The organism is Kribbella voronezhensis (assembly GCF_004365175.1).
Taxonomy (GTDB): Bacteria; Actinomycetota; Actinomycetes; order Propionibacteriales; family Kribbellaceae; genus Kribbella; species Kribbella voronezhensis.
On the sequence record NZ_SOCE01000001.1, the window covers coordinates 2,505,462 to 2,531,561 of the forward strand.

Genomic DNA, 26,100 nt, shown 5'->3' on the forward strand with positions numbered 1-26,100 from the left:
TTTTGGCAGTAGACACTGTCTACTATCAAGGGAGACAGGAGCAGACAACGTGCCTCAAGCAAGTCCGACAACGACGAGACACCGGGATACGGCGGGCTGGGTCGTGCTGGTCGCCAGTGTCGCCGGGGCGATGGTTGTGGCGCTCGACGGGACGGTGTTGCTGCTCGCGCAGCCGGTGCTCGGCCGCGAACTGGGGGCCTCGGTCGCGCAGGTGCAGTGGACCAGTACGGCGTACTTGCTGATGGTCGCCAGTTTGCTGGTGCTGGCCGGGCGGCTCGGCGATCGGTACGGGCACGGGCGACTGCTCTGGGTCGGGAGTCTCGGCTTCGGAGTGGTGTCGGCCGGCCTGCTCGTCGCGCCGACCATCGGCTGGGTGATCGCTCTGCGAGCACTCCAGGGAATCTTCGCCGCGCTGCTCCAGCCCGCCACCTTGGCGTTGTTGCGGATCGCCTATCCGCCGGATCGGCTGCGCCGTGCGATCGGCATCCGCACCAGTGCGATCGGCCTCGCAGCGGCGGCCGGGCCTCTCCTCGGCGGCATCCTGGTCGCGCGCTTCGGCTGGCGAGCCGTCTTCGCCATCAATCTCCCGGTCGCCTTGCTGATCGTCGTACTGGCGTTGCTCCTGCGAGTTCCGGCACCCGCAGTGCCGCCTGACCTGCGGGTCAACTTGCTCGGCGCGACGCTGCTCGCGTGGCCGTTGGCAGCGCTGGTCTACACAGTTGCCGGCCTGCAGGAGCACGGCTCGGGAGAGACAACGATCGGCACGCTGCTGGTCATCGCCGGTGCTGCGAGTTTCGTAGTTCACGAGCACCGGACCGAGCAGCCCTTCATCCCAAGCTCGGTGGCGGGTTCGCGGCCGGTGATGGCCTCGATGAGCCTGCTGCTGATCGTCACCAGCGGGATGTTCGGGGCACTGTTCGTCGCCACTTTCCGGTTACAGCAAACGCTGACTCCGCTGGCAGCCGGGCTGCACGTCCTTCCCTTGACGATCGTGATGGTCGCCGGCGCACCCTTCGCCGGCAACGCCGTACTCCGGTACGGCGCGCGCTGGACCGCCGTCGCCGGGACGATCCTGGTCGCCGTCGGCATCGCCACGTCACCCCAGAGCAACGTCATCGGCAGCCTCGGCTTCGCCGTGCTCGGCGCAGGCTTCGCCGTGGTGATGGTGACGGCCACGGGAACCGTCGTCGGCGACGCACCGGCTGGTTGTGCCGGGGTAGTCGGCGGCATCAAGCAAACCGCGATGAACATCGGCCCGACCCTCGGCATCGCCGTCGCGAGCGGCCTCGCCGACGCAGCAGCAGGAGCGGGCGCAGCAACAGGAGGGGCCGCGGCAGCAGGAGCCACCGCGGCATCCGCAGTACTGGCCGCGATCAGTCTGGTCGCGTTGATCCCAGCGACGCTGTTGCCCCCGGCCGGATCACGGTGACGCCGGCCGGCGTACCGAGGTTCAATTCTTCAAGCGCAGCAGGGACTTCGGCCAGTGAGATCGTGCGGGTGACCAGCTCAGCCGGCTTGAGTTCGCCGGACGCGACCAGCGCCAGCATCTCGGGATAGTGATGCGCCGCCATGCCATGACTGCCGAGCCATTCGAGCTCCTGCCAGATCAGCCCAGACACGTCGACCTGTACGCCGTCCGGCAGCAACCCCACTTGCAGATGCCGTCCCCGCGGCCGCAGCGATCGCAGTGCGTCCTGAACGATCTCGTTCGAGCCGAGCGCATCCATCGTCACGTGCGCCCCGCCACCGGTGGACTCACGAATCCGCGCGACAGCCTCCGGACCAGCCGTCACAACCTCGACCGCCCCGTACTTCGCGGCCAGTGCGAGCGCGGCAGGATTGGTGTCAACGGCAACGACTTTCGCCCCGAGCGCCGCCGCGATCATCACCGCGGACAACCCGATCCCGCCACACCCGAAGATCACCACGCTCTCCCCCGCGACCACCCGGCCGACCTGCCGGACCGCCCGGTACGACGTGGCGAAGCGGCACCCGAGTCCCGCAGCCGTGTCGAAGTCCAGGTCGTCGGGAAGCCGGACCAGGTTCACCTGCGCGAACGGCAGCGCGACGTACTCCGCGAAGGACCCCCAATAGTTGAACCCCGGCTGCAGTTGGTTGGGGCACACCTGCTGATTCCCGGCAGCACACTGCTCACAGGTCCCGCACGCGCAGATGAACGGCGAGGTGACCCGGTCGCCGACCGCCCAGCCCTCGACACCCTCACCGACTGCCGCGATCGTCCCGGCCAGCTCATGACCCGGGACATGCGGCAGCACGATGTCGGAATCATGCCCTTGCCACCCGTGCCAGTCGCTGCGGCACAGCCCGGTCGCCTCGACCTTCACGACCACTCCACCGGGCTGCACCTCGGGCGACGGAACTTCCTGGACCGACGGCAGTACGCCGTACTGCTCGACCACTATCGCGCGCATCAGCCCATCCTCAGTGACAACGGCCGCCCAGGCCAGCCGACACCGCTCAGCCGGGCAGCTCGACCGAGAGGTGCGGAGCCAACGAGCGCAGGAAGTCGGCCGCGTCGAACATCGCGCCGGCCGACGCGATCCCGGTGGTCCGGAAGCGACCGTCCAAGATCCGCTGGACGGCCTCGACGACGAGCGGCGCGGTGACGGCGTAGATGTCCTGACCGGAGGCGCTCGCGCGACGCTCGACGCCGCCCGCGCGGACCAGGACATCGACGACGAAGGTCTGGTCCGAGCGGCCCGACGAGTCGACCGAAGGGGCCGGGGTGTCCGCGTCGGCCAGATCCCGCGCCGCCTCGACGCTCATGTAGGTACGAACCTCGGGCACGTCCAGGTGGCTGGGAACAGTCACCACATCAGCCATCGTGAACCCCGCGACGACAGCCCGCCGGCCGAGTGGCTCCGGGAAGCGCCAATCCTCCTCCGCCAGCTTCTCGTCGTGGTACTCGAGCGCGCCGCCCGTGAACCGGACGCGGCGGCCCCCACGACGATCGTGTGACACCTCGCCGGCGACTCGCGTGCCCGGCGTCGGATGCCAACTGCTCAACCCGTAGGCGACATGCACCTCGTCCGCGGCCGTCCACTCACCCATCGCCGCGGTCACCAGCAGATCGCCCAGTCCGCCGTAGAAGGCCATCGCCGGTACGACGGGAACACCTTCGGCGCCGGACGTGTAGGTCGTCACGTTCGCCTCGATCTCGGCCGCGACGTCCAGGTACGGAATCCCTGCCCGCAAAGCCGCTTCGAGCACCGGCCCGGCCGTCACCGCGAACGGCCCGGCCGCGTTGATCACCGCTGCTGCTCCGGCCAGGGCCTTGTCCAGCGAGCCCGGGTCGTCGACCGTCGCCGGCCGAACCTCCAGGCCGGCCCACAACGCTTCCAACCGAGCCCCGTCCCGCCCGGACACCACCGGGGTCAGGCCGCGCCGGACTAGCTCCTCGACGACGAACCGACCCGTGTGACCTGTAGCGCCGTAGACAACCACTGCTGATTCCTCGATATCGCTCATGCGGTCCACTCTGCCGGTCGGACCCCTCCGACTGTGAGAGTCCCGAACGACACCATGCGTACACTTTCGGACATGCACACCCTGGCGCTGGCCACCGCGGGCCGCATCCTGCACTTCGAGCTCGGCGTCGCGTACGAGATCTTCGGCAATCCCCCACGCGGGTCCGAAAGCAGTTGGTACGACGTGTCGCTCTGTGGGCCCGGTCCGATCCAGGTCGGCCCGTTCCAGCTCGAGCCGGACCACGGCCTGGAGCACCTGGTCACCGCCGACACCGTGGTCGTGCCCGCGTACGTCGATGTCGACGACCCGCTGCCGATGGAACTGGTGGAGGCCGTGCGAGCGGCGTACGAGGCAGGTGCCCGGATCGCCTCTCTGTGCACCGGGGCGTTCGTCCTCGGCGCCGCCGGGCTTCTCGATGGGCGCCGGGCGACGACCCACTGGGCCCACGCCGATGAGCTGAGCGCCCGGTATCCACTGGCGCTGGTCGACCCGGATGTGCTCTACACCGACAACGGCCAAGTCCTCACCGCCGCCGGCAAGGCGGCCGCGGTCGACCTGTGCCTGCACCTGGTCAACCTCGATCACGGCGCGGCCGTGGCGAACACGGTCGCCCGCCGCCTCGTCGTACCACCGCATCGTGATGGCGGTCAGGCCCAGTTCGTCACCACGCCGATCCAGGTCTCCGGCGACCATCAGCTGGCCAGGTTGCTCGCCTGGACCCAGGAGCGGCTGGACCAGCCGCTGACCGTCACCGACCTGGCCCGCAAGGCGAACACGAGCCCTCGCCACCTCGGCCGCCAGTTCCGGGCCGTCACCGGGCAGGCGCCGATCCAATGGCTCCTGACCCAGCGCGTACGCCGGGCGCAGGAACTCCTGGAATCCACCGACGAGAGCGTCGAAGCGGTCGCCGTCGCCACCGGCCTGGGCACCGCGACGACGCTACGTCGTCAGTTCAAGCGGATCGTCGGCGTCCCACCGGACACCTACCGCCGCTCGTTCCGCACTGCGAGGATCTAGCAGCCGCCGGCGACGGCCGGGATGATCGAGACCTGGCCGCCGTCCTTGATCGCGGTCTGCAGGCCCTCGGAGAACCGGACGTCGTCGTTGTCGACGTACACGTTGACGAACCGGCGCAGCTCACCGGACTCGTCCAGGACCCGGCCCTTGATGCCCGGGTACGACGTGTCCAGCGACTCCAGCACCTCGCTCAGCGTCGAACCTTCGACGGACACCTCGGAGGCACCCTGGGTGTAGGGCCGCAGGATGGTCGGGACGCGCACGCTCACACTCACTGCAGACCTGCCTTCACGAAGGCGTCGTAGGACGCGGGGATGGTCACCTTCGGGCCGACCCGGTCGGCCACGGCGTCGAGCGTCTTGAGCCCGTCGCCGGAGTTGATGATCACCGTCTCGGCCTCGGGGTCGAGCTGGCCGGTCGCGATCAGCTTCTTCAGCGTCGCGACGGTGACGCCACCCGCGGTCTCGGTGAAGATGCCCTCGGTCCGGGCCAGCAGCTGGATGCCTTCGATGACCTCTTCGTCGCTGACGTCCTCGATCACCCCGCCGGTACGCCGGGCGACGTCGAGCACGTACGGTCCGTCGGCCGGGTTGCCGATCGCCAGCGACTTCGCGATGGTGTCCGGCTTGACCGGCTTGACCACGTCGTACCCGTCGCGGAACGCCTGGGCGACGGGCGAGCAGCCGGTCGCCTGCGCGCCGTAGATCTTGTAGTCGGTGGCGTCGACCAGGCCCAGCTTGCCGAGCTCGGTGAAGCCCTTGTCGATCTTGGTCAGCTGCGAACCGGACGCGACCGGGATCACCACCTGCTGCGGGATCCGCCAGCCGAGCTGCTCGGCGATCTCGAAGGCGAGCGTCTTGGAGCCCTCGGAGTAGTACGGGCGGACGTTGACGTTCACGAACGCCCAGCCGTCCTCCTCACCGGCGATCTCGGAGGCGAGCTTGTTCACGTCGTCGTAGTTGCCCTCGACGGCGACCAGCGTGCCGCCGTACACGGCGGTGGTGATCACCTTCGGGCGCTCGAGGTCGTGCGGGATGAAGACGACCGAGCGGATCCCGGCCCGGGCGGCCGCGGCGGCGACGGCGTTGGCCAGGTTGCCGGTGGAGGGACAGGCGAACACCTTCATGCCGAGCTCGCGGGTGGCGCTGAGCGCACTGGCGACGACCCGGTCCTTGAAGGAGTGGGTCGGGTTGCCGGAGTCGTCCTTCACCCACAGCTTGCGCAGGCCGAGCTCGCGAGCCAGGTTGCCGGCGTCGATCAGCCGGGTGTAGCCGGGCTCGGTGTTCGGGTAGCTGGCCACGTCGACCGGGACGGGCAGCAGTGGCTGGTAGCGCCAGATGTTCTTGGGTCCGGCTTCGATCTGCTCACGCGTGATGGCCGGGAACTCGTACCCGACCTCCAGCGGACCGAAGCACTCCATACAGGCGTAGAACGGGCCGAGTTCGGATTTCGCGCCACAAGCCCGGCAGCTCAGGTGCGTTCCGTTGCCGAAGGCACCTTCACGGATGGTGTGCGGGGCGGTGGCGGTGCTCTGGCTCATGGAGGTTCCCTCCTCATCTTCCCCGGACCGGATCTCGGCGCGGGACGGATTTGGCACCGTTCCGCCGCGAGCGCCTCGGATCGAGGACGTCAACGGGGAGGGTTGCCGGGACTTCAACGGGCCGTTTCCCTCAGTCCCTCTGGATGAGCACTGCCGAGGTTACCCAATCGGGTCCACATTGTGTCCGGCATTCCCACTATCCGAGACAGCCGATCTCACTCCCGCGCGCGTTCGCGGCGCGACTCCAGCATCCGCATCAGCGGTGTGGCCGCCATTCCGTGGACCAGCACACTGAAGACCACCGTGAAGGCGACGGTCGCCCACAGCGACGGCAGCTCGGGCCCGAAATCCTCGGCCGCGTAGGCCAGGTAGAACACCGAACCGACCCCGCGCACACCGAACGCGGCGGTCACCCAGCGCTCGGACGGCCCGAGCGGCGTCCCCCGCAGCGAGAGCCACGCGGTCAGCGGGCGGATCACCAGTACCAGCCCGACCCCGATTGCCGCGCCGGCCACGGTCAGCGGTTTCAGGATCCCGCCGGTGATGGCGACCCCGAGCAGGAGCAGGATGCCCCAGGTCAGGATGTGTTCGAGCTCCTCGACGAAGCCGTGCAGTTCCTGGTGGAAGTCGTGACCGCGCTCGGCCGCCCGCAGCGTCAGGGCGGCCACGAACACGGCGATGAAGCCGTAGCCGTGCAGCACCTGGGCCAGACCGTAGACCCCCAACGTCACCGCGAGGGCGAAGACCGGCTCGCGGGAGTCGGCCAGCCGGAACGTGCGCGACGGCGCCGCGAAGGCCATCCGGCCGAGCAGCCAGCCGGCCGCGACCCCGACGGCGATGCCGATCACGGTCTTGCCGACCAGGTTCCAGGCGAACCACTCCAGTCCCCAGTCGCCGACCGCGCCCTTGGTCGCGGCGAACACCGCCGCATAGACGAACGGGAACGCCAGTCCGTCGTTCAGTCCGGCCTCCGAGGTCAGCGCGAAGCGCACCTCGTCGTCCTCCTCGGGCTCCGCGCCGTCGCCGGTCGTCGGTCCCTGGACCTGGACGTCGGAGGCGAGCACCGGGTCCGTCGGCGCGAGCACGGCGCCGAGCAGCAGAGCCGTCGCGGGCGCCAGACCGAGCAGCCAGCCGGCTCCCGCCACGGCGGCGATGCAGGCCGGCATGGCGATCAGCAGCAGTCGCCAGGTCACCTTCCAGCGCCGCCAGCCGATCGGACGATCGATCGCCAGCCCGACGCCCATCAGCGCGATCAGAATGGTCAGCTCGGCCAGATGCTTGGTCAGCCCTGGTTCCGCGATCGGGCTCAGGTGGCTCCGGTCCACCGCCAGGCCGAGCAGCAGCCCGGCGCCGACGAAGGCGATCGGAGCCGAGATCGCATACCGGCGCAGCAGCCGCGGCAGGATCGCGCCGACCAGCAACGCCACTCCGGCGACCAGGTAGAGCCCGTCCCCATCGATTCGCATTTGCCTCGACCCTAATGGCCCGTGGTCGAAACTTGTTCAAGTGATCGCGGTGGCCACTCAGCGCAGCCGGTGGGTAGCTCCGGGAGTGTGGGTGGGGAGGGACTTGCGGGGTCCGTACCGCGGGTGGCCGAGACCGGACAGCTGCAGCAGGGCCTGGACGCGGTAGCGATGACCGCGGTATGGCTCGATGAGTTCGGCGGTGCCTTCGTCGTCGAGTTCCTCACCGGTCAAGGCGTACGAGACGTTGCGGGAGACGTGATAGTCGGCGAACGAGAACGCGTCGGCGTCGCCGTGCGCCCGCTGCCGTACTTCGGCTGCCGTCCACACCCCGACGCCCGGCAGCGATCGCAGCCGCCGCTCGATCTCGGCGGAGTCGGTCAGCTCGAGCGTCCGCTCCAAGGCGACCGCGCGCGTCGCCGCCGTGATGACCACCCGCGAACGACGGCCCTCGACACCCGCGCGCAACCACTGCCACGACGGAATCAGCCGCCACTGCTCCGGCGACGGCGGGACCATCATCCGGCGGCCGTCCGGCGACCCTGGCCCCGGCGCCGGTTCGCCGTACTCGCGCAGCAGCATCCGCCAGCCGGCGAACGCTTCCTTCCCGGTCACGACCTGCTCGATCCCGGCAGCGGCCATCGCCTCGAACACCGCTCGCGTCCGCGGCACCCGGAAGTGGGAGAACCGTCTGGCTGCCTCCACCAGCGGCTTGTGCTCCGGCAGCGGCTCGAAACCTTCCCAGCTGTCCGCTTCCCCGAGCAGTTCCGGTACGCCGTCCAGCGCCCAGCTCGCTCCCGGCCCCCACGCCTCGGCCTCGACCTCAGCCACCCCGGGGTACGGGGTCAAGCGCAGCAGCACCGGTCCGTCGGGCGTCCTGGTGGCGCGCCAGACAGTGCGTCCGTCGTACACGTAGGCAGGATCGCCAGGCCCCTTCCGCAGTCCCCCGATCACCAGTTGGGGATCCACAGGCCGCCCGGGCCGCCACCGTCGTACCACCGAACTCACGGCGCAAGTCTTACCTACCCCGCCGACAGAACCACATACTGAGTCATGGCGATGTCGGGGTGGCAGGCTGTGAAGCTGGTGGTGAACACGCTCAACCTCTCCACGCTCACCGGCGTCCTGGTCGCACTGGCCGGGCGGGCGCGGATCAGCCGGGGGCCGCGGGGGTTGTTCTACGCGACGGGGTACCGGCCGAAGTTCCCGGTGGCCGGCGCCTTCACGATCGGGAACCTCATCCTGACCAAGCACGACCGCGCGTACTTCGAGGAGCAGCCGCGACTGGTCCGGCACGAGGAACGGCACTCCTGGCAGTACTTCTGCCTGATCGGCCTCCCGATGCTGCCGCTGTACGCCGTCGCGGCCGGCTGGTCCTTCCTCCGCACCGGCTGCCCGGCGTCCCGCAACATCTTCGAGCGGTTGGCCGACCTCGCCGACGGGAGCTACACCGAACACCCGGTGCAGCCGCTCGGCCGGACGCTGAGCCAGGCGTTCAGCGCGTTGCGATCGCGTCCGCGAGAGCGGTGAGCACCGTGACGACCCCCGCAGGGTCGTCCACGACGATGTCGGCCGACTCGATGAGCCCAGTTGCCCCTGAGGAACGAGCAGCGACCAGTACGGCGTACAGGCCGTCGCTGCGGAGGCTGTCGATCGCCTTGAAGGCTGCGAGGTCGCCCAGATCGTCCCCGGCGTACAGGACGGAGCGGGCGCCGCTGCTCTCGAGCAAACGACGCAGGGCAACGCCTTTGTCGATACCGGGTGGGCGCAACTCCAGGACGAGGTTGCCCGGCTCCAGGTGCAGGCCGACCGACTCCGCCAGCTCCGACAGCGGCGTACGCAACGCCTCCAGAGCACCCACGGGATCAGGCAGTCTGCGGGTGTGAACGGCCAGCGAGCTGTCCTTGTCCTCGACATAGGCGTCCGGCAGCCCCGCCTCTTGCAGTACGCCGGGTAGGCGCTCGCGGGCGACAGCGACACCCTCCGGCACCGGCTCGCTCGTGATGGCCCCTGTCGAGGCCTCCCAACGCTCCAACCCGTAGTGACCCAGTACTACGAGTCGCCCGAGTCCTGCGTGCCCGCTGACACCGGACAGCTCGGTGGCGACCAGCGCAGGTCGACCGGTGACGATCGCTACCTGCCCGACAGTCCCGGCCAGGCGGGCGAGTGCATCCAGTGCTCCGTCGGCCGCGCGGGACATCGCCGGGTCCTCGACCAAGGGCGACAGAGTGCCGTCGAAGTCCGAAGCGATCACCGCCCCGGCAGGATCCTTGACGATCGCCTCCCAGCCCTCCCGCCCGGCCGGTGTCGCCAGAACGGGGGTACTCATCCGGCGTAGTCCGTCGTCAGGATGACGGTCAGCCTGTCCTTCTTCATGTTGTCCAGCGCGTCCTTGGTCCGGCCCACGTGGATGTCCTTGGCGAGCTGGACGGCCGCGGCTTCCATGCCGGCCGGGAAGTAGACGGTGCTGGTGACGATCTTGCCGTGCCAGTTGTCGCGGCCGGCCACGGTCCAGCCGGCCTGCCGGGCACGGATCGAGACGTCCTCGGCGAGTCCCTTGCGCGGGGTGTTGTTGTACACCTCGACGGCGGGCCGCTCGGAGACCGGAACAGAGGGCTCGACAGGCGGCGCAGAGGTCGGCTGGGTGGTCGGTTCAGAAGAAGGTGCGGAGGTCGGCGCCGACGTCGGGGCCGAGGTGGGCGCGGTCGACGGCTCGGCGCTCGGCGTCGGCTTGGTGACCGCTGAAGCGGAAGGCGTGGGCGTCGAGGCTTTCGGGCCGGAGTCGGCCGCGGAACTGCTGCCCCTCGTCCCGAACAGCACCAGCAGCCCACCGACGATGGCCACGACGGCAAGCACAGCGACGAGAGACGAAAGGACCTGGCCCTTGTCGTCCCTGTAGCGGGGTGTCAATTCAGACCTCGATGCCCAAGCGACGGGCGGAGCGGGCGCGCTGCCTGGCGGCGCGGAGACGACGGAGCCGCTTGACCAGCAGCGGGTCGTGCGCGAGTGCCTCGGGGCGGTCGATCAGCGCGTTCAGCACCTGGTAGTAGCGGGTCGCCGACATCTGGAACTGGTCCCGGATCGCCTGCTCCTTGGCGCCGGCGTACTTCCACCAGTGCCGCTCGAAGCCCAGGATCGCTCCGTCGCGGTCCGACAACCCAGCGACGGCCGGCTGGGCTGCTTCGGCGGCGGAGCCGGAGGAGCTGGCGTTGGCGCTGTCCATCTGCTGGTGTCTCCCGTGCGGTCGGTGATCGTCCGTCCGCGTTCCACTGTACGGGTGAACAACAGTCATGTCATTCACCCTGCGCCTGGTGGCGGCGACATGTCGGGCGGACGGTCAGGCGGGCCCAACTCTGGCAGGATCGTCGGTGTGAGCTCAACTCGACAGGGCCCCGGCGACGTGTCGCCCGGCCCGCGACCCGCCATCGCGACGGTCGAAGAGCTGCAGGCCCGGCAGTCCGAGGTGGACCCGCTGATCAACAGTGTCTGCACGCCGAACCCAGCCGCGCTGACCGAAGCCGCCCGTCTGGACACGGAACGTGCGGACGGCCGGATCCGCGGCCCGCTGCACGGGATGCCGGTCCTGGTGAAGGACAACATCGACACCGCCGACCTGCCGACCACCGCAGGCTCCCTCGCCCTGGCCGACCAGCCTCCACCGCCGTACGACGCCCCGCTGGTCCGCCGCCTGCGCGAAGCGGGCTGCATCGTGCTCGGCAAGACCAACCTGAGCGAGTGGGCCAACTTCCGCGGCTCGTCCTCGTCGTCCGGCTGGAGCGGGTACGGCGGTCTCACCCGCAATCCGTATGCGTTGAACCGTTCCCCGGGCGGCTCGTCCAGCGGCTCCGGCGCCGCGGTCGCCGCCGGCCTCGCGGAGCTCGCCATCGGCACGGAGACGAACGGGTCGATCGTCTGCCCGGCTGCGCTGAACGGGATCGTCGGACTGAAGCCGACCGTCGGCCTGATCCCGCAGCAGGGGATCATCCCGCTGTCACACTCCCAGGACACCGCCGGCCCGATGACGAAGACGGTCCGGCAAGCAGCCGCGCTGCTGACCGTGATGACCGGCGGCGGCACGGACTACGAAGCGCACTGCCTCGACGACGACCTGACCGGCGTACGGATCGGCGTACCGCGTGGTCCGCTGTGGGGGTATTCGCTCGGCCTCGACCGGGTCACCGAGGAGGCCCTGTCGCTGTTGTCGGCGGCCGGCGCGACCGTCGTGGACGGCTTGTCGCTGCCGACGCCGGGCAGCGAGGAGGACCAGGTCGCGATCCTGTTCCACGAGATGAAGGTCGACCTCGCGGCGTACCTCGCGACCCGTCACCCCGGCGGTCCGCGCACTCTCGCCGACGTGATCGCGTTCAACAAGGCGCATGCGGACGAGGAGCTGCGGTACTTCGGCCAGGAGCTGTTCGAGCGGTCCGAGCAGACCGACGGACTGGACTCACCGGTCTACGTGGCCGCCCGGTTGTCGGCGCTCCGGGCCGGCCGCGACGGGATCGACGGCCTGCTCCGTGACCACCAGCTCGACGCGTTCGTCACCCCGTCGTACTCGCCGGCCTGGTCGATCGACCTGGTCAACGGCGATCACGTCCTCGGCAGCTCGTCGACCCATGCCGCCCTGGCCGGCTACCCGCTCATCTCGGTGCCGTCCGGATCGGTCGAAGGACTGCCGGTCGGCATCACGTTCCACGGCACCGGCCGGAGTGATGCCACCCTCATTCGCTTGGCTCACGCGTTCGAAACCGCGAGAATCAAGGCACACGGCCCGTTCCCGACCCCGGAGTTCAGACAGTGGGTATAGATCGCGTCCGCTGGGGAATTGTTGCTACCGGCAATATCTCCACCTCGTTCACCAAGGACCTCGCGGTACTGGACGACGCCGTGGTGACCGCGATCGCGTCCCGTTCCCAGGACAGTGCCGAGCGGTTCGGTGCGGAGTTCGGGATCGAGCACCGGTTCGACGACTACCAGCGGCTGATCGATTCCGGCGTGGTGGACGTGCTCTACATCGGCACCCCGCATCCGCAGCACTACTCGATCGCCCGGGCCGCCTTGCAGGCCGGTATCGCGGTGCTGTGCGAGAAGCCGGTCACGCTGACGGCCAAGCAGGCCCGCGACCTGATCGCGGTGGCCGTCGAGAACGACACCCTCTTCGCCGAGGCGATGTGGATGCGCACCAACCCCGTCGTCCAGGCGATGTTCGCGGACCTGGCCAAGGGTGTGGTCGGCGAGCCGATGCAGGCGCTGGCGGACTTCGGGTTCCATCGCCAGCAGCTCGCGCCGCGGCTGCTCGACCGCGACCTGGGCGGCGGCATCCTGATGGACGGCGGCATCTACCCGATGACGTTCGGCTACATGGCGCTCGGCCGCCCCGAGGAGGTCAAGGCCGTCGGATCTCTCAATGAGGACGGCGTCGACCTCAGCGTGGCGATGGCCTGGAAGTACGCCTCCGGCGCCGTGGCCGCGCTCACCTGCGGACTGCGCTCGCATCACCCGTTCACCGCGTCGGTCAGTGGTCCGGAGGGCTCGCTGCTGCTGCCGGGCGCGTTCCACCACCCGGAGTACTACGTACGCCAGACCGCCTCGGGTGACGAGCGGGTCGACGTACCGGTGCATGGCCTTGGGTACCACTATGAAGCAGCCGAGGTGATGCGCTCGATGCGCGCCGGCCTGGTCGAGTGCCCCGCACTCCCGCACGCCGCCACGGTCGAGATCCTCGAGCTGCTCGACGAAACCCGTAGACAGATCGGGGTCAGCTACCCCGGCGACGACGAATACCTGGGTGGATAACTACTGATGCCGAGCGGACGCAGTTCCTTCGTGGTGGTGGCCAACCGGCTGCCGGTCGACCGGATCGAGATGCCCGACGGCACAACAGCTTGGCGCCGCAGCCCAGGCGGGCTGGTCACCGCGCTGGCACCGGTGATGCAGCGCCACCACGGCGCCTGGATCGGCTGGACCGGCGGCGCGGACGAGAAGGTGGACCCGTTCGACGAGGGCGGTATGCACCTGGTCCCGGTGACGCTGTCGGCCGAGGACATCCAGCTGTACTACGAAGGCTTCTCCAACGCGACGCTCTGGCCGCTGTACCACGACGTGATCGTGCCGCCCGAGTTCCACCGCGAGTGGTGGGAGTCGTACGTCGCGGTGAACCGCCGGTTCGCCGAGGCCGCCGCCGACGCGGCCGACGACAACGCGGTGGTCTGGGTGCACGACTACCAGTTGCAGCTCGTCCCGGCGATGCTGCGCCGCCTGCGTCCCGACGTACGGATCGGTTTCTTCCTGCACATCCCGTTCCCGCCCACCGAGCTGTTCGCGCAGATGCCGTGGCGGCGGCAGATCCTGGACGGGTTGATGGGTGCCGACCTGGTCGGCTTCCAGCGGCCCGGTGCCGCGTCGAACTTCGCCCGGCTGGCCCGCAACCGGATGGGTCTGCGGACCCGCGGCGACCGCATCCACCTGCCCGACGACCGGATCGTCCGGGCCAAGGCGTTCCCGATCTCCATCGACGTCGGCGAGCTCGAGCAGCTCGCCCGCCAGCCGGAGACCGAGGAGCGGGCCAAGGAGATGCGCAAGGAGGTCGGCAACCCGGCGCACATCCTGCTCGGCGTCGACCGGCTCGACTACACCAAGGGCATCCGGCAACGGCTGCGCGCCTTTGGCGAGCTCCTCGACGAGGGTCGCGTCTCGGTCGACGACGCCGTCTTCATCCAGGTGGCGACGCCGTCACGCGAGCGCGTCGAGCAGTACCGCGTACTGCGGGACGAGATCGAACTCCTGGTCGGCCGGATCAACGGTGAGCACGGCCGCATCGGCACCCCGGCGATCAACTACCTGCACACGTCGTACTCGCGCACCGAGATGGCGGCCCTCTTCCGCGCCGCCGACGTCGCCGTGGTGACGCCGTTGCGCGACGGGATGAACCTGGTCGCCAAGGAGTACGTCGCCTGCCGGTACGACGACACGGGTGCGCTCGTGCTGAGCGAGTTCGCCGGTGCGGCCGACGAGTTCCGGCAGGCCTTCCTGGTGAACCCGCACGACATCAACGGGATGAAGGACACCATCGTCGACGCGATGAACACCGACGACCGGCAACTCGGCCGCCGGATGAAGGCGATGCGCAAGCACCTGGCCGCCCACGACGTGAACGTCTGGGCCGCCTCCTTCCTCAAGGCGCTGCATGCCGAAGACTGACGGGCGCGTGCTCGCCCTGGACCTGGGAACGTCGTCGGCGCGCGCACTGGTGCTCTCCCCCGACGCGTCGCCCGTGCCCGGCGCGCTGGCCCGGCACAAGATCGCCCCGACGTACGGCGGACGTGGCGAGGCGACCATCGATCTGCACGACTACATCGAGGGGCTGCTGGGCTGCCTCGACGAACTGCAGCAGAACGGGCATCTCACCGACATCAGCGACATCGTGCTGTCCTCGCAGTGGCACTCGATCGTCGCGCTCGCCGGCACGGGTCAGGCGTTGACGCCGGTGATCCCCTGGGTGGACACGCGTTCCGTGCCGCCCACTGTCGACTCCTCCTTCGACGAGCACGCTTTCCACGCCCGGACCGGTGCCTGGTTGCACCGCCTGTACTGGACCCGGCGGATCCCCTGGCTGCGATCAGTGGTCAGCCCTTCGTCGTACGCCGGCCTCCCGGATCTCGTCCTGGAGCGACTGACTTCCGAGCGCGTCACCTCGGTGTCGATCGCCTCCGGCACGGGCACGCTGGACCTGGCCACCGGCTCGTACGACGCCGAAGCCCTTGCTGTGGCAGGGGTTTCCGAGTCGCAGCTGCCCGCGATCGTGCCGACCGGCTGGACCGGAGTACTGTCGTCGGCCTTCGCGTTGCGCTGGCCCGCGCTCGCCGGCGTACCGATTCATCCGCCGACCGGCGACGGTGCCGCGTCGAACGTCGGGACCGGCGGGTACGACGAGACGACGGCCGCCGTGACGGTCGGTACGTCGGCTGCCGTGCGGGTCGTGCATCCGATCGACGGGGCGCCCGAACTGCCGTGGGAGTTGTGGCGGTATCGCGTCGACGACCGGCGCGCGGTGACCGGGATGGCCTTCTCCGCCGCCGGAAACCTGCACGCCTGGCTCACCGCCGTACTGCAGCTCGACGCCGAGCACCGCGAGCCGACCGGGGTCGAGATCGGTTCGTCCCGCGTGATCGGCATCCCGTTCCAGGCCGGCACGAGACCGCCGGAAACCGTGCCGGGCGGTTCCGGCGCGTACTTCGGGCTGTCGTTCGACGACACCGCTGCCGACCTCCTCGCCGCTTCCCTGCAAGGCGCTTCGCTCGAGATCGACCGGGGCCTGCGGATGCTCGACGGCTTGTTCGGGCGGGACCTGCAGGTCGTCCTGGGCGGCGGCGGGATCGACGCCTCGGCCTGGTGGCGCAAGTGCCTGACCGCGACCTTCGCCCGCCCCACCGAGGTCTGCGCCGAAGCCGAGGTCGGCGCCCGCGGCGCCGCAGCAGTAGCCCTCGGCCTCTCCCCGTCCCCCGGCGGCGAATCCCTGAAGCCGGTAGCCACAGACGTCGAGCGAGTCGCCGCCCTGCGCCCTCGCTACGAATCGCTGAGAGCATTGGCGGCCCAAGCCTCCGCCGTCCTGAACACCTGATCCAACGGCTTCCCCTAGCGCTGCGACTACATCGCAGGTAGGAAGGTTCCGGGGCCAGGGGGGTCTCGATCCTGATCAGCTGGGGGAACACCGTGAAAGTTCTTGCTGCCCTGACAGCCGCAACACTGCTCTTCGTCCTGGCGCCCGCGATCGCCACCGCGACACCACCGCCCCCATCGATCCAGGTCAGCCGGACGACCGGCCTGGCCGGGGGCGACCAGGTCCGGGTCACCGCCCACGGCTTCGCCCCCGGCTCAGAGGTCCAGGTCGTCCAGTGCGACGTGTTCGGCGACACTCCGGATCGTGTCTGCCTCAACACCTTGACCGTGACCGCCGGCGCGACCGGCCGGATCTCCACCCAGGTCACCTTGGGCGACCCGGTCTGGTGGCAACGCGACGTCGGCCAGCCGAGACCGACGTACTGCCGCGCGGACGTCTGTCACCTCTTCGCGGTCGGGTACGACGGCGCCGGTCAGCGGTTGATCCTGGAGTCCGTGGCACTGAGATTCAGGGGATCACCAGCCACCATCAGTGCGACGCCGAGCACGGACCTCGCGGCCGCGCAGTGGGTCAGGGTCCGCGGCACCGCACATGGCGCCGAAGGCCATCAGGTCCAGATCGTCGAACGCGCGTGCTTCGACATCATCCAGGAGACCGGCTGCTACCAGCCGGGCAAGGTCGTCACCACCCGCGTCCACAGCGACGGCACCTACTCCACGTACTACCTGGCGAAGCGGATCCTCGTCGACGGTGAGGACTGCGAGGCCGACTACAACCTCGGCGACTGCGTCCTGTCGGTCGCCGTACTCGACTCGGCCGGCCAACCCGACGACAGCTTCGGCGTCTTCTGGTTCGGCGACATGAGCACGCCGCTCGCCTTCCGCACGACCAACTGACCGCAACCTCACCCACCTCCCTTCTCTCGCCTTCTTTCGCTTTCCTTCCCTTGCTTTCCCTCTCCTGCGGCTGGAAGGTGACGGCTGCCACTGACAGGGGTGGGGGTGGGCTGGATGATGAGCGCCATGTTGCGCGAGATGATGAAGTCCAAGGTGCACCGGGCCACCGTCACCCAGGCGGACCTGGACTACGTCGGGTCCTGCACGCTGGACGCGACGCTGATGGAGGCGGCGAACCTGCTGCCCGGTGAGAAGGTCGACATCGTCGACATCACCAACGGCAACCGGCTGTCGACGTACCTGATCGAAGGTCCCCGCGACTCCGGGATCGTCGGCATCAACGGCGCCGCCGCGCACCTGATCCACCCCGGCGACCTGGTCATCCTGATCGCGTACGGGATGTTCGACACCGCCGAGGCGAAGATCTTCGAACCGAGCGTAGTCTTCGTGGACGAGCGCAATGCGATCACCCGCATCGGCTCGGACCCCGCCGAAGCCCTGCCCGACACCGGCACGCTCCGCGGCGATCAACTGCACACGCGCTGACGATCAGGCGCAGACGACGAGGACAGGTCGACGATGACGGAAAGCACGGAGAACGCTCCGAAGACGGCGACGCACGACAACGAGCCGCAGGAAAAACTGCGCCAGTTCATGAACTCCGGCTGGGGCGACATCGAGCGCGCCGACGTCCCGCTCAGCGAGGTCGGGCCGTGGGCCGCGAAGCGCCGGGACGCACTCTCGCGGGTCTTCCCCGGTGAGCGGCTGGTGATCCCGGCCGGCACCTACAAGGTGCGCTCCAACGACACGGACTACGTGTTCCGCCCGCACACCGACTACGTCTGGCTGGTCGGCGACCAGACCTCCGACGCGGTCCTCGTGCTCGAGCCGAACGGCACCAGCGGCCACGACTCGGTGCTGTACTTCCGGCCCCGCGCGGACCGCGCCGAGGGCGAGGAGTTCTGGCGCGACCGGATGTACGGCGAGCTGTGGGCCGGCCGCCGCCCGTCGCTGACCGAGACCGCCAAGGAGTTCGGGATCGAGACCCGGCACGTCGACCAGCTGGCCGGCGCGCTGAAGAGCGACGTCCCGACCCGCGTCCGCCGCGGCGAGGAGAGCTCGATCTCCTCGCTGCTGATCGGACTCGGCACCGAGGCCGAGCGCGACGCGGAACTCGCCTTCACCTTGTCCGAGCTGCGGCTGGTCAAGGACGCCTTCGAGCTCGAACAGCTCCGCGACGCCTGCGCGATCACGCACCGCGGCTTCTCCGACGTACTGAGCGAGATGGACAAGGTCCGCAAGTACGGCGAGCGCTGGATCGAGGGCACCTTCTGGCGGCGCGCCCGCGCGGAAGGCAACGACGTCGGGTACACCTCGATCGCCGCCGCCGGCCCGCACGCGACCACGCTGCACTGGATCGAGAACGACGGCCCGGTGAACAACGGCACCCTGATGCTGCTCGACATGGGCGTGGAGAACCGCAACCTGTACACCGCGGACATCACCCGCACCTTCCCGGTCAGCGGCGAGTTCACCCCACGCCAGCGTGACCTGTACCAGTTGGTGCTCGACGCCCAGAACGCCGGCATCGCCGCGTTGCGCCCCTGCGTACCGTTCCGCTCCGGCCACAACGCGGCCATCGAAGTACTGGTCCGCGGCCTCGAGCAGATGGAACTCCTCCCGGTCTCCGCCGACGAGGCGCTCGACCCGAGCAGCGGCATCTACCAGCGCTACACCCTGCACGGCGTCAGCCACATGCTCGGCCTCGACGTCCACGACTGCGCCGCGGCCCGCAACGAGAAGTACAACAAGGGCAATGTCGAAGCCGGCTACGTCCTCACCGTCGAACCCGGCCTCTACTTCCAGGCCGAGGATCTCACCGTCCCCGAAGACCTCCGCGGCATCGGCATCCGCATCGAGGACGACATCCTCATCACCCCCGAAGGCACCGAAAACCTCTCCGCCGCCATGCCCCGAGACGTAGAAGCCCTCCAAAACTGGATGGCCTCCTAACCCTCCGAGTACTGCGGGAGGTAGGCCCCACGCGACCTCCCGCAGTCCACTCCTCCGTCGTCCCTGCTCGCTGCGCCTCCGGCTCCGGTGGAGGCATGTCGAGATCGGTCGATCTGTTCCGACGTGAGTGGTGAGGCTGTTCGCTGGAAACAACCAATCGCTATGTGCAAATTTGTTTCCACCTCCAGCAGCTAGGCGGCCATCCGCCTGACTTTTTCACCGTTCGCGACAGATTGGCTTGTGATGACAGACAACCCGACCCCCGAGGTTCGCCCCGGGGCGTTCCTGCTGGAGCTCGTGCTGGTGCCGGTCAGTGACCTCGACCGGGCAAAGGCGTTCTACACCGAGAAAGCCGGCTTCAAGGTCGATGTCGACGTGAGCCCGGCGGAGGGTGTCCGCATCGTTCAGCTCACACCGCCGGGTTCGTACTGCTCGATCACCCTGAGCACCGGGCTGCAGCAGATGGACATGCCGGTGGGGTCGTTGCGTGGATTGCACCTCGTGGTCGCCGACATCGAGGCAGCGCGCGAGGAGTTGATCGGGCGAGGGGTCGATGTGGCACCCGTGGAGGACGCCGGTGGCGTGTTCTACGCGTGGTTCGCCGACCCGGACGGCAACACGTGGACCCTCCAACACATGCCTTGGCGCAAGTAGCCGCGAAGAAGACATCGCCGTACTGCGGGGAAGGCCGCGTGGGGGATTTCCCCGCAGTACAAGGGATTACCAGATGCGGACGCGGTCTTCTTCGGCCAGCCACATCTTGTCGGAAGGGGCTACCTCGAAGGCGGTGTGGAATTCTTCGAGATTGCGGACGACCGCGTTGCAGCGGAACTCCGGCGGGGAGTGGGGGTCGAGGGCGAGGCGGCGGATGACTTCGGCCTCGCGGGTCTTGGTGGACCAGGCGGCGGCCCAGGCGAGGAAGAAGCGGCGTTCGCCGGGGATGCCGTCGACGACCGGCGCCGGGGCGTCACCGAGCGAGATCCGGTACGCCGTGTAGGCGATCGACAGGCCGCCGAGGTCACCGATGTTCTCGCCCAGCGTGAGTGCGCCGTTCACCTTGTGGCCAGGCGCTTCCGACGGCTCCAGCGCGTTGTACTGCTCGGTGAGCTTGCCGGCGCGCTCCTCGAAGGCGGCCCGGTCCTCGTCGGTCCACCAGTCGTTCAGGTTGCCGTCGCCGTCGTACTTCGAGCCCTGGTCGTCGAACCCGTGCCCGATCTCGTGCCCGATCACCGCGCCGATCGCGCCGTAGTTGACCGCGTCGTCGGCGTCCAGGTGGAAGAACGGCGGCTGCAGGATGCCGGCCGGGAAGACGATCTCGTTCATCCGCGGGTTGTAGTACGCGTTCACGGTCTGCGGCGTCATCTGCCACTCGTCCCGATCGACCGGCTTACCCAGCTTGGCCAGGTCGCGCGCGGTCTCGACCGCCGTGGACCGGCGGAGGTTGCCGACCAGGTCGTCGACCCGGATCTCGAGGGCGCTGTAGTCCTTCCACTTGTCCGGGTAGCCGATCTTCGGCGTGAACCGGCCGAGCTTGTCGAGCGCACGCTGCCGGGTCTCCGGGCTCATCCACTCCACCGCGTTGATCCGCTGGCGATACGCCTCGACCAGGTTCGCGACCAGTTCGACCATCCGGGCCTTGGCGACCGGCGGGAAATGCTCCGCGACGTACAGCTGACCGAGCGCCTCACCGAGCGCGGACTCGACGACGCCGAGGCCCCGCTTCCAGCGCGCACGGAGCTCCGGCGCGCCCGTCAGCACCCGGCCGTAGAAGGCGAAGTTCTCGTCGACGAAGGCCTTGCTCAGCAGCGGGGCCGCGCTGTGCACGATCCGCCAGCTGAGCCAGACCTTCCAGTCCTCGAGGTCGAGCTCCTGCACCGCCGAAGCCGCGGCGGTGAGGTACGAAGGCTCACGCACGATCAGCGAAGCGAACGCGTCCTCCGGTACGCCGGCGCCCGCCAGCCAGACCGACCAGTCGAAGCCGGGAGTCAGCGCGTCCAGGGCAGCCCGGTCGAGCTTGTTGTAGGTGAGAGTGACGTCGCGGTCCTTCACCCGGTCCCAGTGCGCCGCCGCGAGCCGGGTCTCCAGCGCCATGATCCGCTCGGCGGCACCGGCGGGATCAGGCAGGCCGGCCAGTTCGAGCATCCGGGTCACATGCGCGACGTACGCCGTACGCTCGTCCGCGAATTTGTCATCGCGGTAGTACGACTCGTCGGGGAGGCTCAGGCCGCCCTGCATGACATGGACGATGTACTCGTCGGACTTCTTGGCATCGACGTCGACGCCGTAGTAGAAGAGCCCGGGGACGCCCTGGAGTTCGAGCTTGCCGAGCGCCTCGAGGAAACCGTTCAGGTCCTTGGCCGAACCGACCAGCTCGAGCTGATCCGTGATCGGGGTCGCGCCGAGGCTCTCGATCCGCTCCTCGTCGATGAACGACTGGTAGAGGTCACCGATCTTGCGCGCCTCGCTGCCCTCGGGATGGCCGGCCTCGGCGGCCTTCTCCACGAGCGCGCGGACATCGAGTTCGGCGGTGTCCCAGAGCGCCTGGAACGCGCCGTAGATCGCCTTGTCCGCAGGGATCTCGGTCCGGTCCAGCCACGGTCCGTTCGTATGCCGGTACAGATCGTCCTGCGGCCGGACGGTCGTGGACAGGTCGTTGAACTCGACCCCAGCAGTCATCGGTGCTCCCGTTTCGTTCGATCGTTCGACACACCCCACTGCCAGACAGTACCCGGCGCACGGAGCCACCCGGAGCCCGGAATCCGATGCCGCTGAACCGTTCGCCTCGCGCGGACGTTGGCCTAGATTGAAGGGAGCCGCTCCGTCGGCTGACTCAGCGCGTCCAGGCGGCTCCGGCATCAACCAGGAGGTCCCCGCCATGCCGTACTACGGAGCTCTCAAAGCCGGCCGCGCACTCATGGCGCTCCTCGGACTCTCGGTCCTGCTCCTCGGCGGCCTCACCGCCTCGGCCGTCCCGGCAGCACCACCCCCGGCAGGCCCAGCGATGACCGTCTCGGGCCACCACGACCACATGGACTGTGACCCGATCAGATTCGGCACCACAACGCTGCCGAGCCCATGACGGTCGCAGCGGCCGACTGCCGCGTCCCCTGCGTCAGTTGACGGTGCGGAGGTTGCCGCGGGCCGCTGCTTTGAGGCGGCTTCCGCAGGACAGCCGGACCGAGTAGGCAGCCGGGATGGACAGCGGTTCGCCGGTCTGCGGATTGCGGCCGGTGCGCGGCGCGCGCAGTACCCGCTCGATGCTCAGCAGACCGGTCAGCGACACCTTGTCGCCCTTCTGCACAGCCTCGGTGACGACGTCGCCGAGCGCGTCGAGGACCTTCTCGGCCTGGTTCCGCGGGATGCCCGCCTTCGATGCCACACCGGCGACCAACTCGTTGCGATTCACGGTTCTCCTCAGACTCGGATCCCCGGTGCGGCTGCCCATCCGCCGTCCGGCCGATCGCGAAAACCTTAACCGAAATGAAAGTCGTTAGCGAGAGGAGTCCGGATTCCGGTCGAAATCCCCGCCCGGCCCGCGGCGGATCCACGGTGGGTCAGAGGTTGTCCTGGTCGTGCCAGTCGGACTGCCAGCGCTCGTCCACGGCAGCGTCGGCGCGCTGGTAGCGGATGTCGGTCGAGAGTCTCGCCGTCTCGGACACGTTGTCGAGGGCCGCGTGGATCGTGTGCGCCGTGTGGACGACGACGTCGCCCGCCTCGTAGTCGGCGACCAGCCAGCGCGCGTCGTACTCCTCTGCCAGCCGCGGCAGATCGGCCGTGATGGACGCGGCCGGCCGCTTCAACTGCCCCAGAACCTCGTCACGCAGTACTCGGTGGTGGCTGCCTTCGAGGTAGGTGAGCCCGCCGAGCGTCACCGGGCAGTCGCCGAGCGGGATCCATGCGGACAGCACCTGATCGGTCCCTTCGCGCAGGTAGACCAGGTCGTAGTGCGCCTGCGTCGCCGTACCGATGCCGTTCTCCCCCGGCAGTGTCCGCCGGATGATCTTGCGTTTGTGCAGGAACGTCTCGCCACCCAGGAACCACTCGAACCATCCGCGCAACGCCGGCTGCGAGCAGAAAGCGGCGTACTCCGCCCCCGGCACGATCTCCCCGAACAACACCTTCCGGAACCCGGCCCGGTCTTCGCCCACGGCGTCGATCTTCGAGAAGTAGTACCGCCGAAACGCCTCCACGTCGGCCACAGGCAGCAACCCGCGCAGATACAGATACCCGTCCCGAGCCAGTCGCGCCCGCAACGCCTCCCGATCCCTCACCTCTGCCTCCGGTACTACGGCCAGCCGGCCGAAGCGGTGAGCGGATTCATCGAGGCGGTACCCGTTGGAAGTCGGCATACCCCCGATCTCACCAGCCCGCGCCCCCACCGTGAATGGACTCCGGCAAAGACTTCTTGGACTCTTGTCACCATGGCCGACTGGTCGATTTACCTCACCCCCAGCCCAATCCATCGCCAACTTGGACTCTTCTGCTTAGGTGCAGGCGAGCAGCGCACCGCCGCGGCGAACGAACGCGCACTCGGCTGCCACGCCGTCGTCCTGCTCCGCCACGGCACCGGCCACCTCCTCCACGGCCCCGACCGCACGCTCCACGAGGTCGCCGCCCCCGCGCTCCTCTGGCTCTTCCCCGGCGTCCTGCACGGCTACCGCCCCGCCACCCAGTGGGACCAGGCGTGGGCCCTCTTCGGCGGCCCCGCGACCGACGCGCTCACCGCCCTCGGCCAACTGGACCAAACTCGACCCGTACGCCGGTACGCCGACCCGCGGCCGGTCGAGCGCGCCTTCACCCGGCTGCTCCAAATCACTCGCGCACCTACCCCCGAAGTACAGGCTGTCGGTGCTCTCTTCGAGCTGATCGCCGCGGCCGCTGCTGACGAGGAGGACGGGATTGCTGGGCAGTTGAGCCGTCTCGCGCTCCAGCCCGCCGGCATGAACGCCTACGCCGCCGAACTCGGATTGTCCCTGGCCGAGTTGAGGGAAGCCGTGCGACGGACGAAGGGAACGACCCCACAGGAGGTGGTACTGACGGCCCGGCTGAACGAGGCGAAGACCTTGCTGGCCGAGTCGGACCTTCCCGTGGCGGCGGTCGCGCGGCAGGTCGGGTACGACGATCCGGCGTACTTCAGCAGGCTGTTCAAAGCTCGCGTCGGACAGTCACCACGCGAGTTCCGCCGGTTTGGTTCGGTCGGGGGCCGGAAATCGTCCTTTTGACCGAGGCCGGGGTAGCCGGCGGTCTGAAAGTATCGGGGCGGAACCCTCCGCCGGGGTGACGCGGCGGGTCGCCGGTTCCCGATACGGTCGGGGTATGAGCCAACCGCAGCCCATCGACCCGCGCTACGTCAGCAGGCAGCCCGTTCGCAAGAAGCGGCGCTTCGGGGTCGGCCGACTGATCGGTCTGATCGTCCTGCTGTTCGTGCTGATGCTGATCGCCGTCCCGTTGTACGCGTGGGGCCGGATCGACAAGGTGGACGCCTTCCCAGCCGGCAAGCGCCCGACCGAGACGCCTGGTACGACGTACCTGATGGTCGGATCCGACAGCCGCGAAGGGCTCAGCGCCGCCGACAAGAAGAAGCTCGGCACCGGTAGTGCCGCAGGTCAGCGGACCGACACGATCATGGTGCTGCACGTGCCTGAGTCGGGCCCGCCGGTGCTGATCAGCATCCCGCGCGACAGCTACGTCCCGATCCCCGGGCACGGGAAGAACAAGATCAACGCGGCCTTCTCCTACGGCGGGGCGAAGCTTCTGGTGCAGACGATCGAGAATGTGACCGGGCTGCACATCGACCACTACGTCGAGATCGGCTTCGGCGGCTTCGCCTCGATCATCGACAGCGTCGGCGGCGTGAAGATGTGCTTGCCTAAGGCAATGAAAGACCAGAAGGCGCACATCAACCTGCCCAAGGGATGCCAGCAACTCGACGGCACCAAGGCGCTCGGCTACGTCCGGGCCCGGTACTCCGACCCGCTCGGCGACCTCGGCCGGGTGGCGCGGCAGCGCGAGATGATCGGCGCCGTGGCGGACAAGGCGATCGGACCGGGCACGTTCCTGAACCCGATCCGCTACTTCAAGGTCGGTACTTCGAGCGCCGACGCGCTCACCATCGACAAGGAGATGGGTCCGCTCGACCTGTTCAAGTTCGCCCGCGCGATGAAGGCGGTCGCCGGCGGTGGGGACGGCATCACGTTGACCGTGCCGATCTCCGACACCAACCTCAGTACCCCGAACGGCTCCGCCGTGAAGTGGGACACAGCCAAGGCCAAGGCCCTCTTCCAGGCCCTCAAGGAAGACAAGACCACCGGCCTGAAGAGCAGCTGAAGCCGGCCGGACCGCGGTTGGGTTCCCGGCCCCGAAGCAGTGATGGGGTCGGGTTCCCGGCCTCGAAAGCAGCTGATGCCGGTTGGGGGTGGCTTCGGCGGGTTACTGGCCTGGGGATGGGTCAGGGCGTTGGAGGGAAGCGGATGAAGCTGGCGGATCTTGGTGGGCTCAGGTTCAACTACGACGTGGTCGGGTCGACCAGACAGGACGCGACGCCGGTCGGCTATCACCGGCTGGAGCACCGGGAGCCGATCGGGCGCGGCGAGGAGGTGTTCCGCCGGGCCGGCGAAGCGTTGATGAGCTGGAAGATGCACAGCGCCGCCGGCGTACGGGTGATGGCCACCGACAGTCCCGCGGTGATCGGCACGAACTCACTCGGCCGGGTCGGCGTCGGTTCGCTCGGACTGCCCGTGCCCTGCCGCGTGGTGTGGACCGTCGACGAACCGGATCGCGTCGGCTTCGCCTACGGCACCTTGACCGGTCATCCCGAGGCAGGTGAGGAGTCGTTCCTGGTCATCCGCGAGGGCGACGAGGTGTTCTTCAGGCTCCTCGCCTACAGTCGCCCGGCCACCTGGTACACCCGCCTCGGCGGGCCGGCGGGCCGCCGGGTCCAGGCGTTCGTCGCCCACCGCTACGCCACCACCCTCAAGCGTCTCGCCAAGGGCTGAATGGACTGCTGAAGTAGCCGGGAATTGGATCTGTGGGATCAGCAGCCCAGCCAGCAGACTGGCGGCC

Annotated in this window: 27 protein-coding genes and 1 riboswitch; of the genes, 15 read left to right on the forward strand and 12 right to left on the reverse strand. The window is 68.9% G+C overall.

Translation table 11 applies throughout. The features are described from left to right. The first annotated feature begins 49 nt into the window (after nucleotides 1–49). On the forward strand, nucleotides 50–1,429 hold the full coding sequence (locus tag EV138_RS11325; RefSeq protein ID WP_202866691.1) for an MFS transporter: 1,380 nt from the start codon (nucleotides 50–52) through the stop codon (nucleotides 1,427–1,429). Here the strand turns inward: EV138_RS11325 and EV138_RS11330 are convergent. Both EV138_RS11330 and EV138_RS11335 read right to left on the reverse strand, forming a co-directional pair. Continuing rightward, nucleotides 1,374–2,432 (reverse strand): zinc-dependent alcohol dehydrogenase family protein, encoded by a 1,059-nt coding sequence (locus tag EV138_RS11330; RefSeq protein WP_133978446.1) that lies wholly within the window; start codon nucleotides 2,430–2,432, stop codon nucleotides 1,374–1,376. The genes EV138_RS11325 and EV138_RS11330 overlap by 56 nt on opposite strands. Nucleotides 2,433–2,478: 46 nt before the next feature. Continuing rightward, nucleotides 2,479–3,489, reverse strand: coding sequence for a saccharopine dehydrogenase NADP-binding domain-containing protein (locus EV138_RS11335; RefSeq protein ID WP_133978448.1), 1,011 nt, complete (start codon nucleotides 3,487–3,489; stop codon nucleotides 2,479–2,481). 72 nt (nucleotides 3,490–3,561) lie between these two features. Between EV138_RS11335 and EV138_RS11340 the strand changes: the two genes are divergently transcribed. After that, a complete protein-coding gene (locus EV138_RS11340) occupies nucleotides 3,562–4,506 on the forward strand; it encodes a helix-turn-helix domain-containing protein (protein ID WP_133978450.1) in 945 nt (314 codons plus the stop codon). Here EV138_RS11340 and EV138_RS11345 read toward each other — a convergent pair. The 4 genes from EV138_RS11345 to EV138_RS11360 form a co-directional block, all read right to left on the reverse strand. Further along, the gene (locus tag EV138_RS11345; RefSeq protein ID WP_133978452.1) at nucleotides 4,503–4,781 is read right to left on the reverse strand and encodes a ubiquitin-like small modifier protein 1; all 279 of its coding nucleotides are present in this window, start codon (nucleotides 4,779–4,781) and stop codon (nucleotides 4,503–4,505) included. The genes EV138_RS11340 and EV138_RS11345 overlap by 4 nt on opposite strands. Further along, nucleotides 4,778–6,046 carry a threonine synthase gene (gene thrC / locus EV138_RS11350; protein WP_133978454.1) on the reverse strand — a complete coding sequence of 423 codons (1,269 nt, stop codon included), beginning with the start codon at nucleotides 6,044–6,046 and terminating at the stop codon, nucleotides 4,778–4,780. The genes EV138_RS11345 and thrC overlap by 4 nt, the downstream gene beginning before the upstream one ends. A gap of 10 nt (nucleotides 6,047–6,056) precedes the next feature. After that, nucleotides 6,057–6,196: riboswitch (SAM riboswitch) on the reverse strand. 65 nt (nucleotides 6,197–6,261) lie between these two features. Next, nucleotides 6,262–7,512: a cation:proton antiporter gene (locus tag EV138_RS11355; protein ID WP_133978456.1), complete on the reverse strand. Its 1,251-nt coding sequence runs from the start codon at nucleotides 7,510–7,512 to the stop codon at nucleotides 6,262–6,264. A 57-nt stretch (nucleotides 7,513–7,569) separates the two neighbouring features. After that, nucleotides 7,570–8,517, reverse strand: coding sequence for a DNA-3-methyladenine glycosylase family protein (locus EV138_RS11360; protein WP_133978458.1), 948 nt, complete (start codon nucleotides 8,515–8,517; stop codon nucleotides 7,570–7,572). 45 nt (nucleotides 8,518–8,562) lie between these two features. On the opposite strand from EV138_RS11360, the gene EV138_RS11365 reads away from it, so the two are divergent. After that, complete coding sequence (locus EV138_RS11365) at nucleotides 8,563–9,039, forward strand: hypothetical protein (RefSeq protein ID WP_238158068.1); 477 nt, start codon at nucleotides 8,563–8,565, stop codon at nucleotides 9,037–9,039. On the opposite strand, the gene otsB is transcribed toward EV138_RS11365, so the two are convergent. The 3 genes from otsB to EV138_RS11380 form a co-directional block, all read right to left on the reverse strand. Continuing rightward, nucleotides 9,005–9,838: a trehalose-phosphatase gene (gene otsB / locus EV138_RS11370; protein WP_133978459.1), complete on the reverse strand. Its 834-nt coding sequence runs from the start codon at nucleotides 9,836–9,838 to the stop codon at nucleotides 9,005–9,007. The genes EV138_RS11365 and otsB overlap by 35 nt on opposite strands. Next, nucleotides 9,835–10,353 (reverse strand): LytR C-terminal domain-containing protein, encoded by a 519-nt coding sequence (locus tag EV138_RS11375; protein WP_238158069.1) that lies wholly within the window; start codon nucleotides 10,351–10,353, stop codon nucleotides 9,835–9,837. The genes otsB and EV138_RS11375 overlap by 4 nt, the downstream gene beginning before the upstream one ends. A gap of 67 nt (nucleotides 10,354–10,420) precedes the next feature. Continuing rightward, nucleotides 10,421–10,732 (reverse strand): DUF3263 domain-containing protein, encoded by a 312-nt coding sequence (locus EV138_RS11380; RefSeq protein WP_133978463.1) that lies wholly within the window; start codon nucleotides 10,730–10,732, stop codon nucleotides 10,421–10,423. 147 nt (nucleotides 10,733–10,879) lie between these two features. Here EV138_RS11380 and EV138_RS11385 point away from each other — a divergent pair, with 147 nt between their 5' ends. The 8 genes from EV138_RS11385 to EV138_RS11420 all read left to right on the forward strand — a co-directional run bounded on the left by EV138_RS11385 (nucleotide 10,880) and on the right by EV138_RS11420 (nucleotide 19,692). Beyond that, a complete protein-coding gene (locus tag EV138_RS11385) occupies nucleotides 10,880–12,316 on the forward strand; it encodes an amidase (RefSeq protein WP_238158070.1) in 1,437 nt (478 codons plus the stop codon). Beyond that, nucleotides 12,307–13,305: a Gfo/Idh/MocA family protein gene (locus EV138_RS11390; RefSeq protein ID WP_133978465.1), complete on the forward strand. Its 999-nt coding sequence runs from the start codon at nucleotides 12,307–12,309 to the stop codon at nucleotides 13,303–13,305. Before EV138_RS11385 ends, EV138_RS11390 begins: the two co-directional genes overlap by 10 nt. Before the next feature lie 6 nt (nucleotides 13,306–13,311). After that, nucleotides 13,312–14,709 (forward strand): alpha,alpha-trehalose-phosphate synthase (UDP-forming), encoded by a 1,398-nt coding sequence (locus tag EV138_RS11395; protein WP_112246207.1) that lies wholly within the window; start codon nucleotides 13,312–13,314, stop codon nucleotides 14,707–14,709. Continuing rightward, nucleotides 14,696–16,129 carry an FGGY family carbohydrate kinase gene (locus EV138_RS11400; RefSeq protein WP_133978468.1) on the forward strand — a complete coding sequence of 478 codons (1,434 nt, stop codon included), beginning with the start codon at nucleotides 14,696–14,698 and terminating at the stop codon, nucleotides 16,127–16,129. Before EV138_RS11395 ends, EV138_RS11400 begins: the two co-directional genes overlap by 14 nt. Before the next feature lie 92 nt (nucleotides 16,130–16,221). Further along, entirely contained in the window at nucleotides 16,222–17,025 is an 804-nt protein-coding gene (locus EV138_RS11405) for a neocarzinostatin apoprotein domain-containing protein (RefSeq protein ID WP_166678553.1), read from the forward strand. Nucleotides 17,026–17,151: 126 nt separating this feature from the next. Then, a complete protein-coding gene (gene panD, locus EV138_RS11410) occupies nucleotides 17,152–17,571 on the forward strand; it encodes an aspartate 1-decarboxylase (RefSeq protein ID WP_133981847.1) in 420 nt (139 codons plus the stop codon). Nucleotides 17,572–17,604: 33 nt separating this feature from the next. Beyond that, nucleotides 17,605–19,038, forward strand: coding sequence for an aminopeptidase P family protein (locus EV138_RS11415; RefSeq protein ID WP_133978472.1), 1,434 nt, complete (start codon nucleotides 17,605–17,607; stop codon nucleotides 19,036–19,038). 243 nt (nucleotides 19,039–19,281) lie between these two features. Beyond that, nucleotides 19,282–19,692, forward strand: coding sequence for a VOC family protein (locus tag EV138_RS11420; protein ID WP_133978475.1), 411 nt, complete (start codon nucleotides 19,282–19,284; stop codon nucleotides 19,690–19,692). Nucleotides 19,693–19,758: 66 nt separating this feature from the next. Here the strand turns inward: EV138_RS11420 and EV138_RS11425 are convergent, their stop codons facing one another. Then, on the reverse strand, nucleotides 19,759–21,714 hold the full coding sequence (locus EV138_RS11425) for a M13 family metallopeptidase (RefSeq protein ID WP_133978477.1): 1,956 nt from the start codon (nucleotides 21,712–21,714) through the stop codon (nucleotides 19,759–19,761). A gap of 199 nt (nucleotides 21,715–21,913) precedes the next feature. Here EV138_RS11425 and EV138_RS11430 point away from each other — a divergent pair, with 199 nt between their 5' ends. Then, nucleotides 21,914–22,117 (forward strand): hypothetical protein, encoded by a 204-nt coding sequence (locus EV138_RS11430; RefSeq protein ID WP_133978479.1) that lies wholly within the window; start codon nucleotides 21,914–21,916, stop codon nucleotides 22,115–22,117. A gap of 33 nt (nucleotides 22,118–22,150) precedes the next feature. Here the strand turns inward: EV138_RS11430 and EV138_RS11435 are convergent, their stop codons facing one another. Together EV138_RS11435 and EV138_RS11440 are read right to left on the reverse strand one after the other, a co-directional pair. Continuing rightward, nucleotides 22,151–22,444 (reverse strand): HU family DNA-binding protein, encoded by a 294-nt coding sequence (locus EV138_RS11435; RefSeq protein ID WP_112246185.1) that lies wholly within the window; start codon nucleotides 22,442–22,444, stop codon nucleotides 22,151–22,153. 148 nt (nucleotides 22,445–22,592) lie between these two features. Then, entirely contained in the window at nucleotides 22,593–23,387 is a 795-nt protein-coding gene (locus EV138_RS11440) for a phytanoyl-CoA dioxygenase family protein (protein ID WP_133978481.1), read from the reverse strand. Nucleotides 23,388–23,459: 72 nt separating this feature from the next. On the opposite strand from EV138_RS11440, the gene EV138_RS11445 reads away from it, so the two are divergent. From EV138_RS11445 to EV138_RS11455, 3 genes are all read left to right on the forward strand, one after another. Next, the gene (locus EV138_RS11445; RefSeq protein WP_133978483.1) at nucleotides 23,460–24,260 is read left to right on the forward strand and encodes a helix-turn-helix domain-containing protein; all 801 of its coding nucleotides are present in this window, start codon (nucleotides 23,460–23,462) and stop codon (nucleotides 24,258–24,260) included. 94 nt (nucleotides 24,261–24,354) lie between these two features. Further along, nucleotides 24,355–25,365, forward strand: a complete 1,011-nt coding sequence (locus EV138_RS11450; protein ID WP_133978485.1) for an LCP family protein — start codon at nucleotides 24,355–24,357, stop codon at nucleotides 25,363–25,365. Between the two features lie 143 nt (nucleotides 25,366–25,508). Continuing rightward, a complete protein-coding gene (locus tag EV138_RS11455) occupies nucleotides 25,509–26,033 on the forward strand; it encodes a DUF1990 domain-containing protein (protein WP_133978487.1) in 525 nt (174 codons plus the stop codon). Nucleotides 26,034–26,100 lie beyond the last annotated feature (67 nt).

Bases quoted from the DNA above. Each gene is read 5' to 3' on its own strand.
- EV138_RS11380 (WP_133978463.1), bottom strand. From the start codon at position 10,732: ATGGACAGCGCCAACGCCAGCTCCTCCGGCTCCGCCGCCGAAGCAGCC.
- otsB (WP_133978459.1), bottom strand. From the start codon at position 9,838: ATGAGTACCCCCGTTCTGGCGACACCGGCCGGGCGGGAGGGCTGGGAG.
- EV138_RS11440 (WP_133978481.1), bottom strand. From the start codon at position 23,387: ATGCCGACTTCCAACGGGTACCGCCTCGATGAATCCGCTCACCGCTTC.
- EV138_RS11415 (WP_133978472.1), top strand. From the start codon at position 17,605: ATGACGGAAAGCACGGAGAACGCTCCGAAGACGGCGACGCACGACAAC.
- EV138_RS11340 (WP_133978450.1), top strand. From the start codon at position 3,562: ATGCACACCCTGGCGCTGGCCACCGCGGGCCGCATCCTGCACTTCGAG.
- EV138_RS11395 (WP_112246207.1), top strand. From the start codon at position 13,312: ATGCCGAGCGGACGCAGTTCCTTCGTGGTGGTGGCCAACCGGCTGCCG.
- EV138_RS11355 (WP_133978456.1), bottom strand. From the start codon at position 7,512: ATGCGAATCGATGGGGACGGGCTCTACCTGGTCGCCGGAGTGGCGTTG.
- EV138_RS11420 (WP_133978475.1), top strand. From the start codon at position 19,282: ATGACAGACAACCCGACCCCCGAGGTTCGCCCCGGGGCGTTCCTGCTG.
- EV138_RS11455 (WP_133978487.1), top strand. From the start codon at position 25,509: ATGAAGCTGGCGGATCTTGGTGGGCTCAGGTTCAACTACGACGTGGTC.
- panD (WP_133981847.1), top strand. From the start codon at position 17,152: ATGTTGCGCGAGATGATGAAGTCCAAGGTGCACCGGGCCACCGTCACC.
- EV138_RS11330 (WP_133978446.1), bottom strand. From the start codon at position 2,432: ATGCGCGCGATAGTGGTCGAGCAGTACGGCGTACTGCCGTCGGTCCAG.
- EV138_RS11400 (WP_133978468.1), top strand. From the start codon at position 14,696: ATGCCGAAGACTGACGGGCGCGTGCTCGCCCTGGACCTGGGAACGTCG.
- EV138_RS11335 (WP_133978448.1), bottom strand. From the start codon at position 3,489: ATGAGCGATATCGAGGAATCAGCAGTGGTTGTCTACGGCGCTACAGGT.
- EV138_RS11365 (WP_238158068.1), top strand. From the start codon at position 8,563: ATGGCGATGTCGGGGTGGCAGGCTGTGAAGCTGGTGGTGAACACGCTC.
- thrC (WP_133978454.1), bottom strand. From the start codon at position 6,046: ATGAGCCAGAGCACCGCCACCGCCCCGCACACCATCCGTGAAGGTGCC.
- EV138_RS11450 (WP_133978485.1), top strand. From the start codon at position 24,355: ATGAGCCAACCGCAGCCCATCGACCCGCGCTACGTCAGCAGGCAGCCC.
- EV138_RS11445 (WP_133978483.1), top strand. From the start codon at position 23,460: ATGGCCGACTGGTCGATTTACCTCACCCCCAGCCCAATCCATCGCCAA.
- EV138_RS11430 (WP_133978479.1), top strand. From the start codon at position 21,914: ATGCCGTACTACGGAGCTCTCAAAGCCGGCCGCGCACTCATGGCGCTC.
- EV138_RS11425 (WP_133978477.1), bottom strand. From the start codon at position 21,714: ATGACTGCTGGGGTCGAGTTCAACGACCTGTCCACGACCGTCCGGCCG.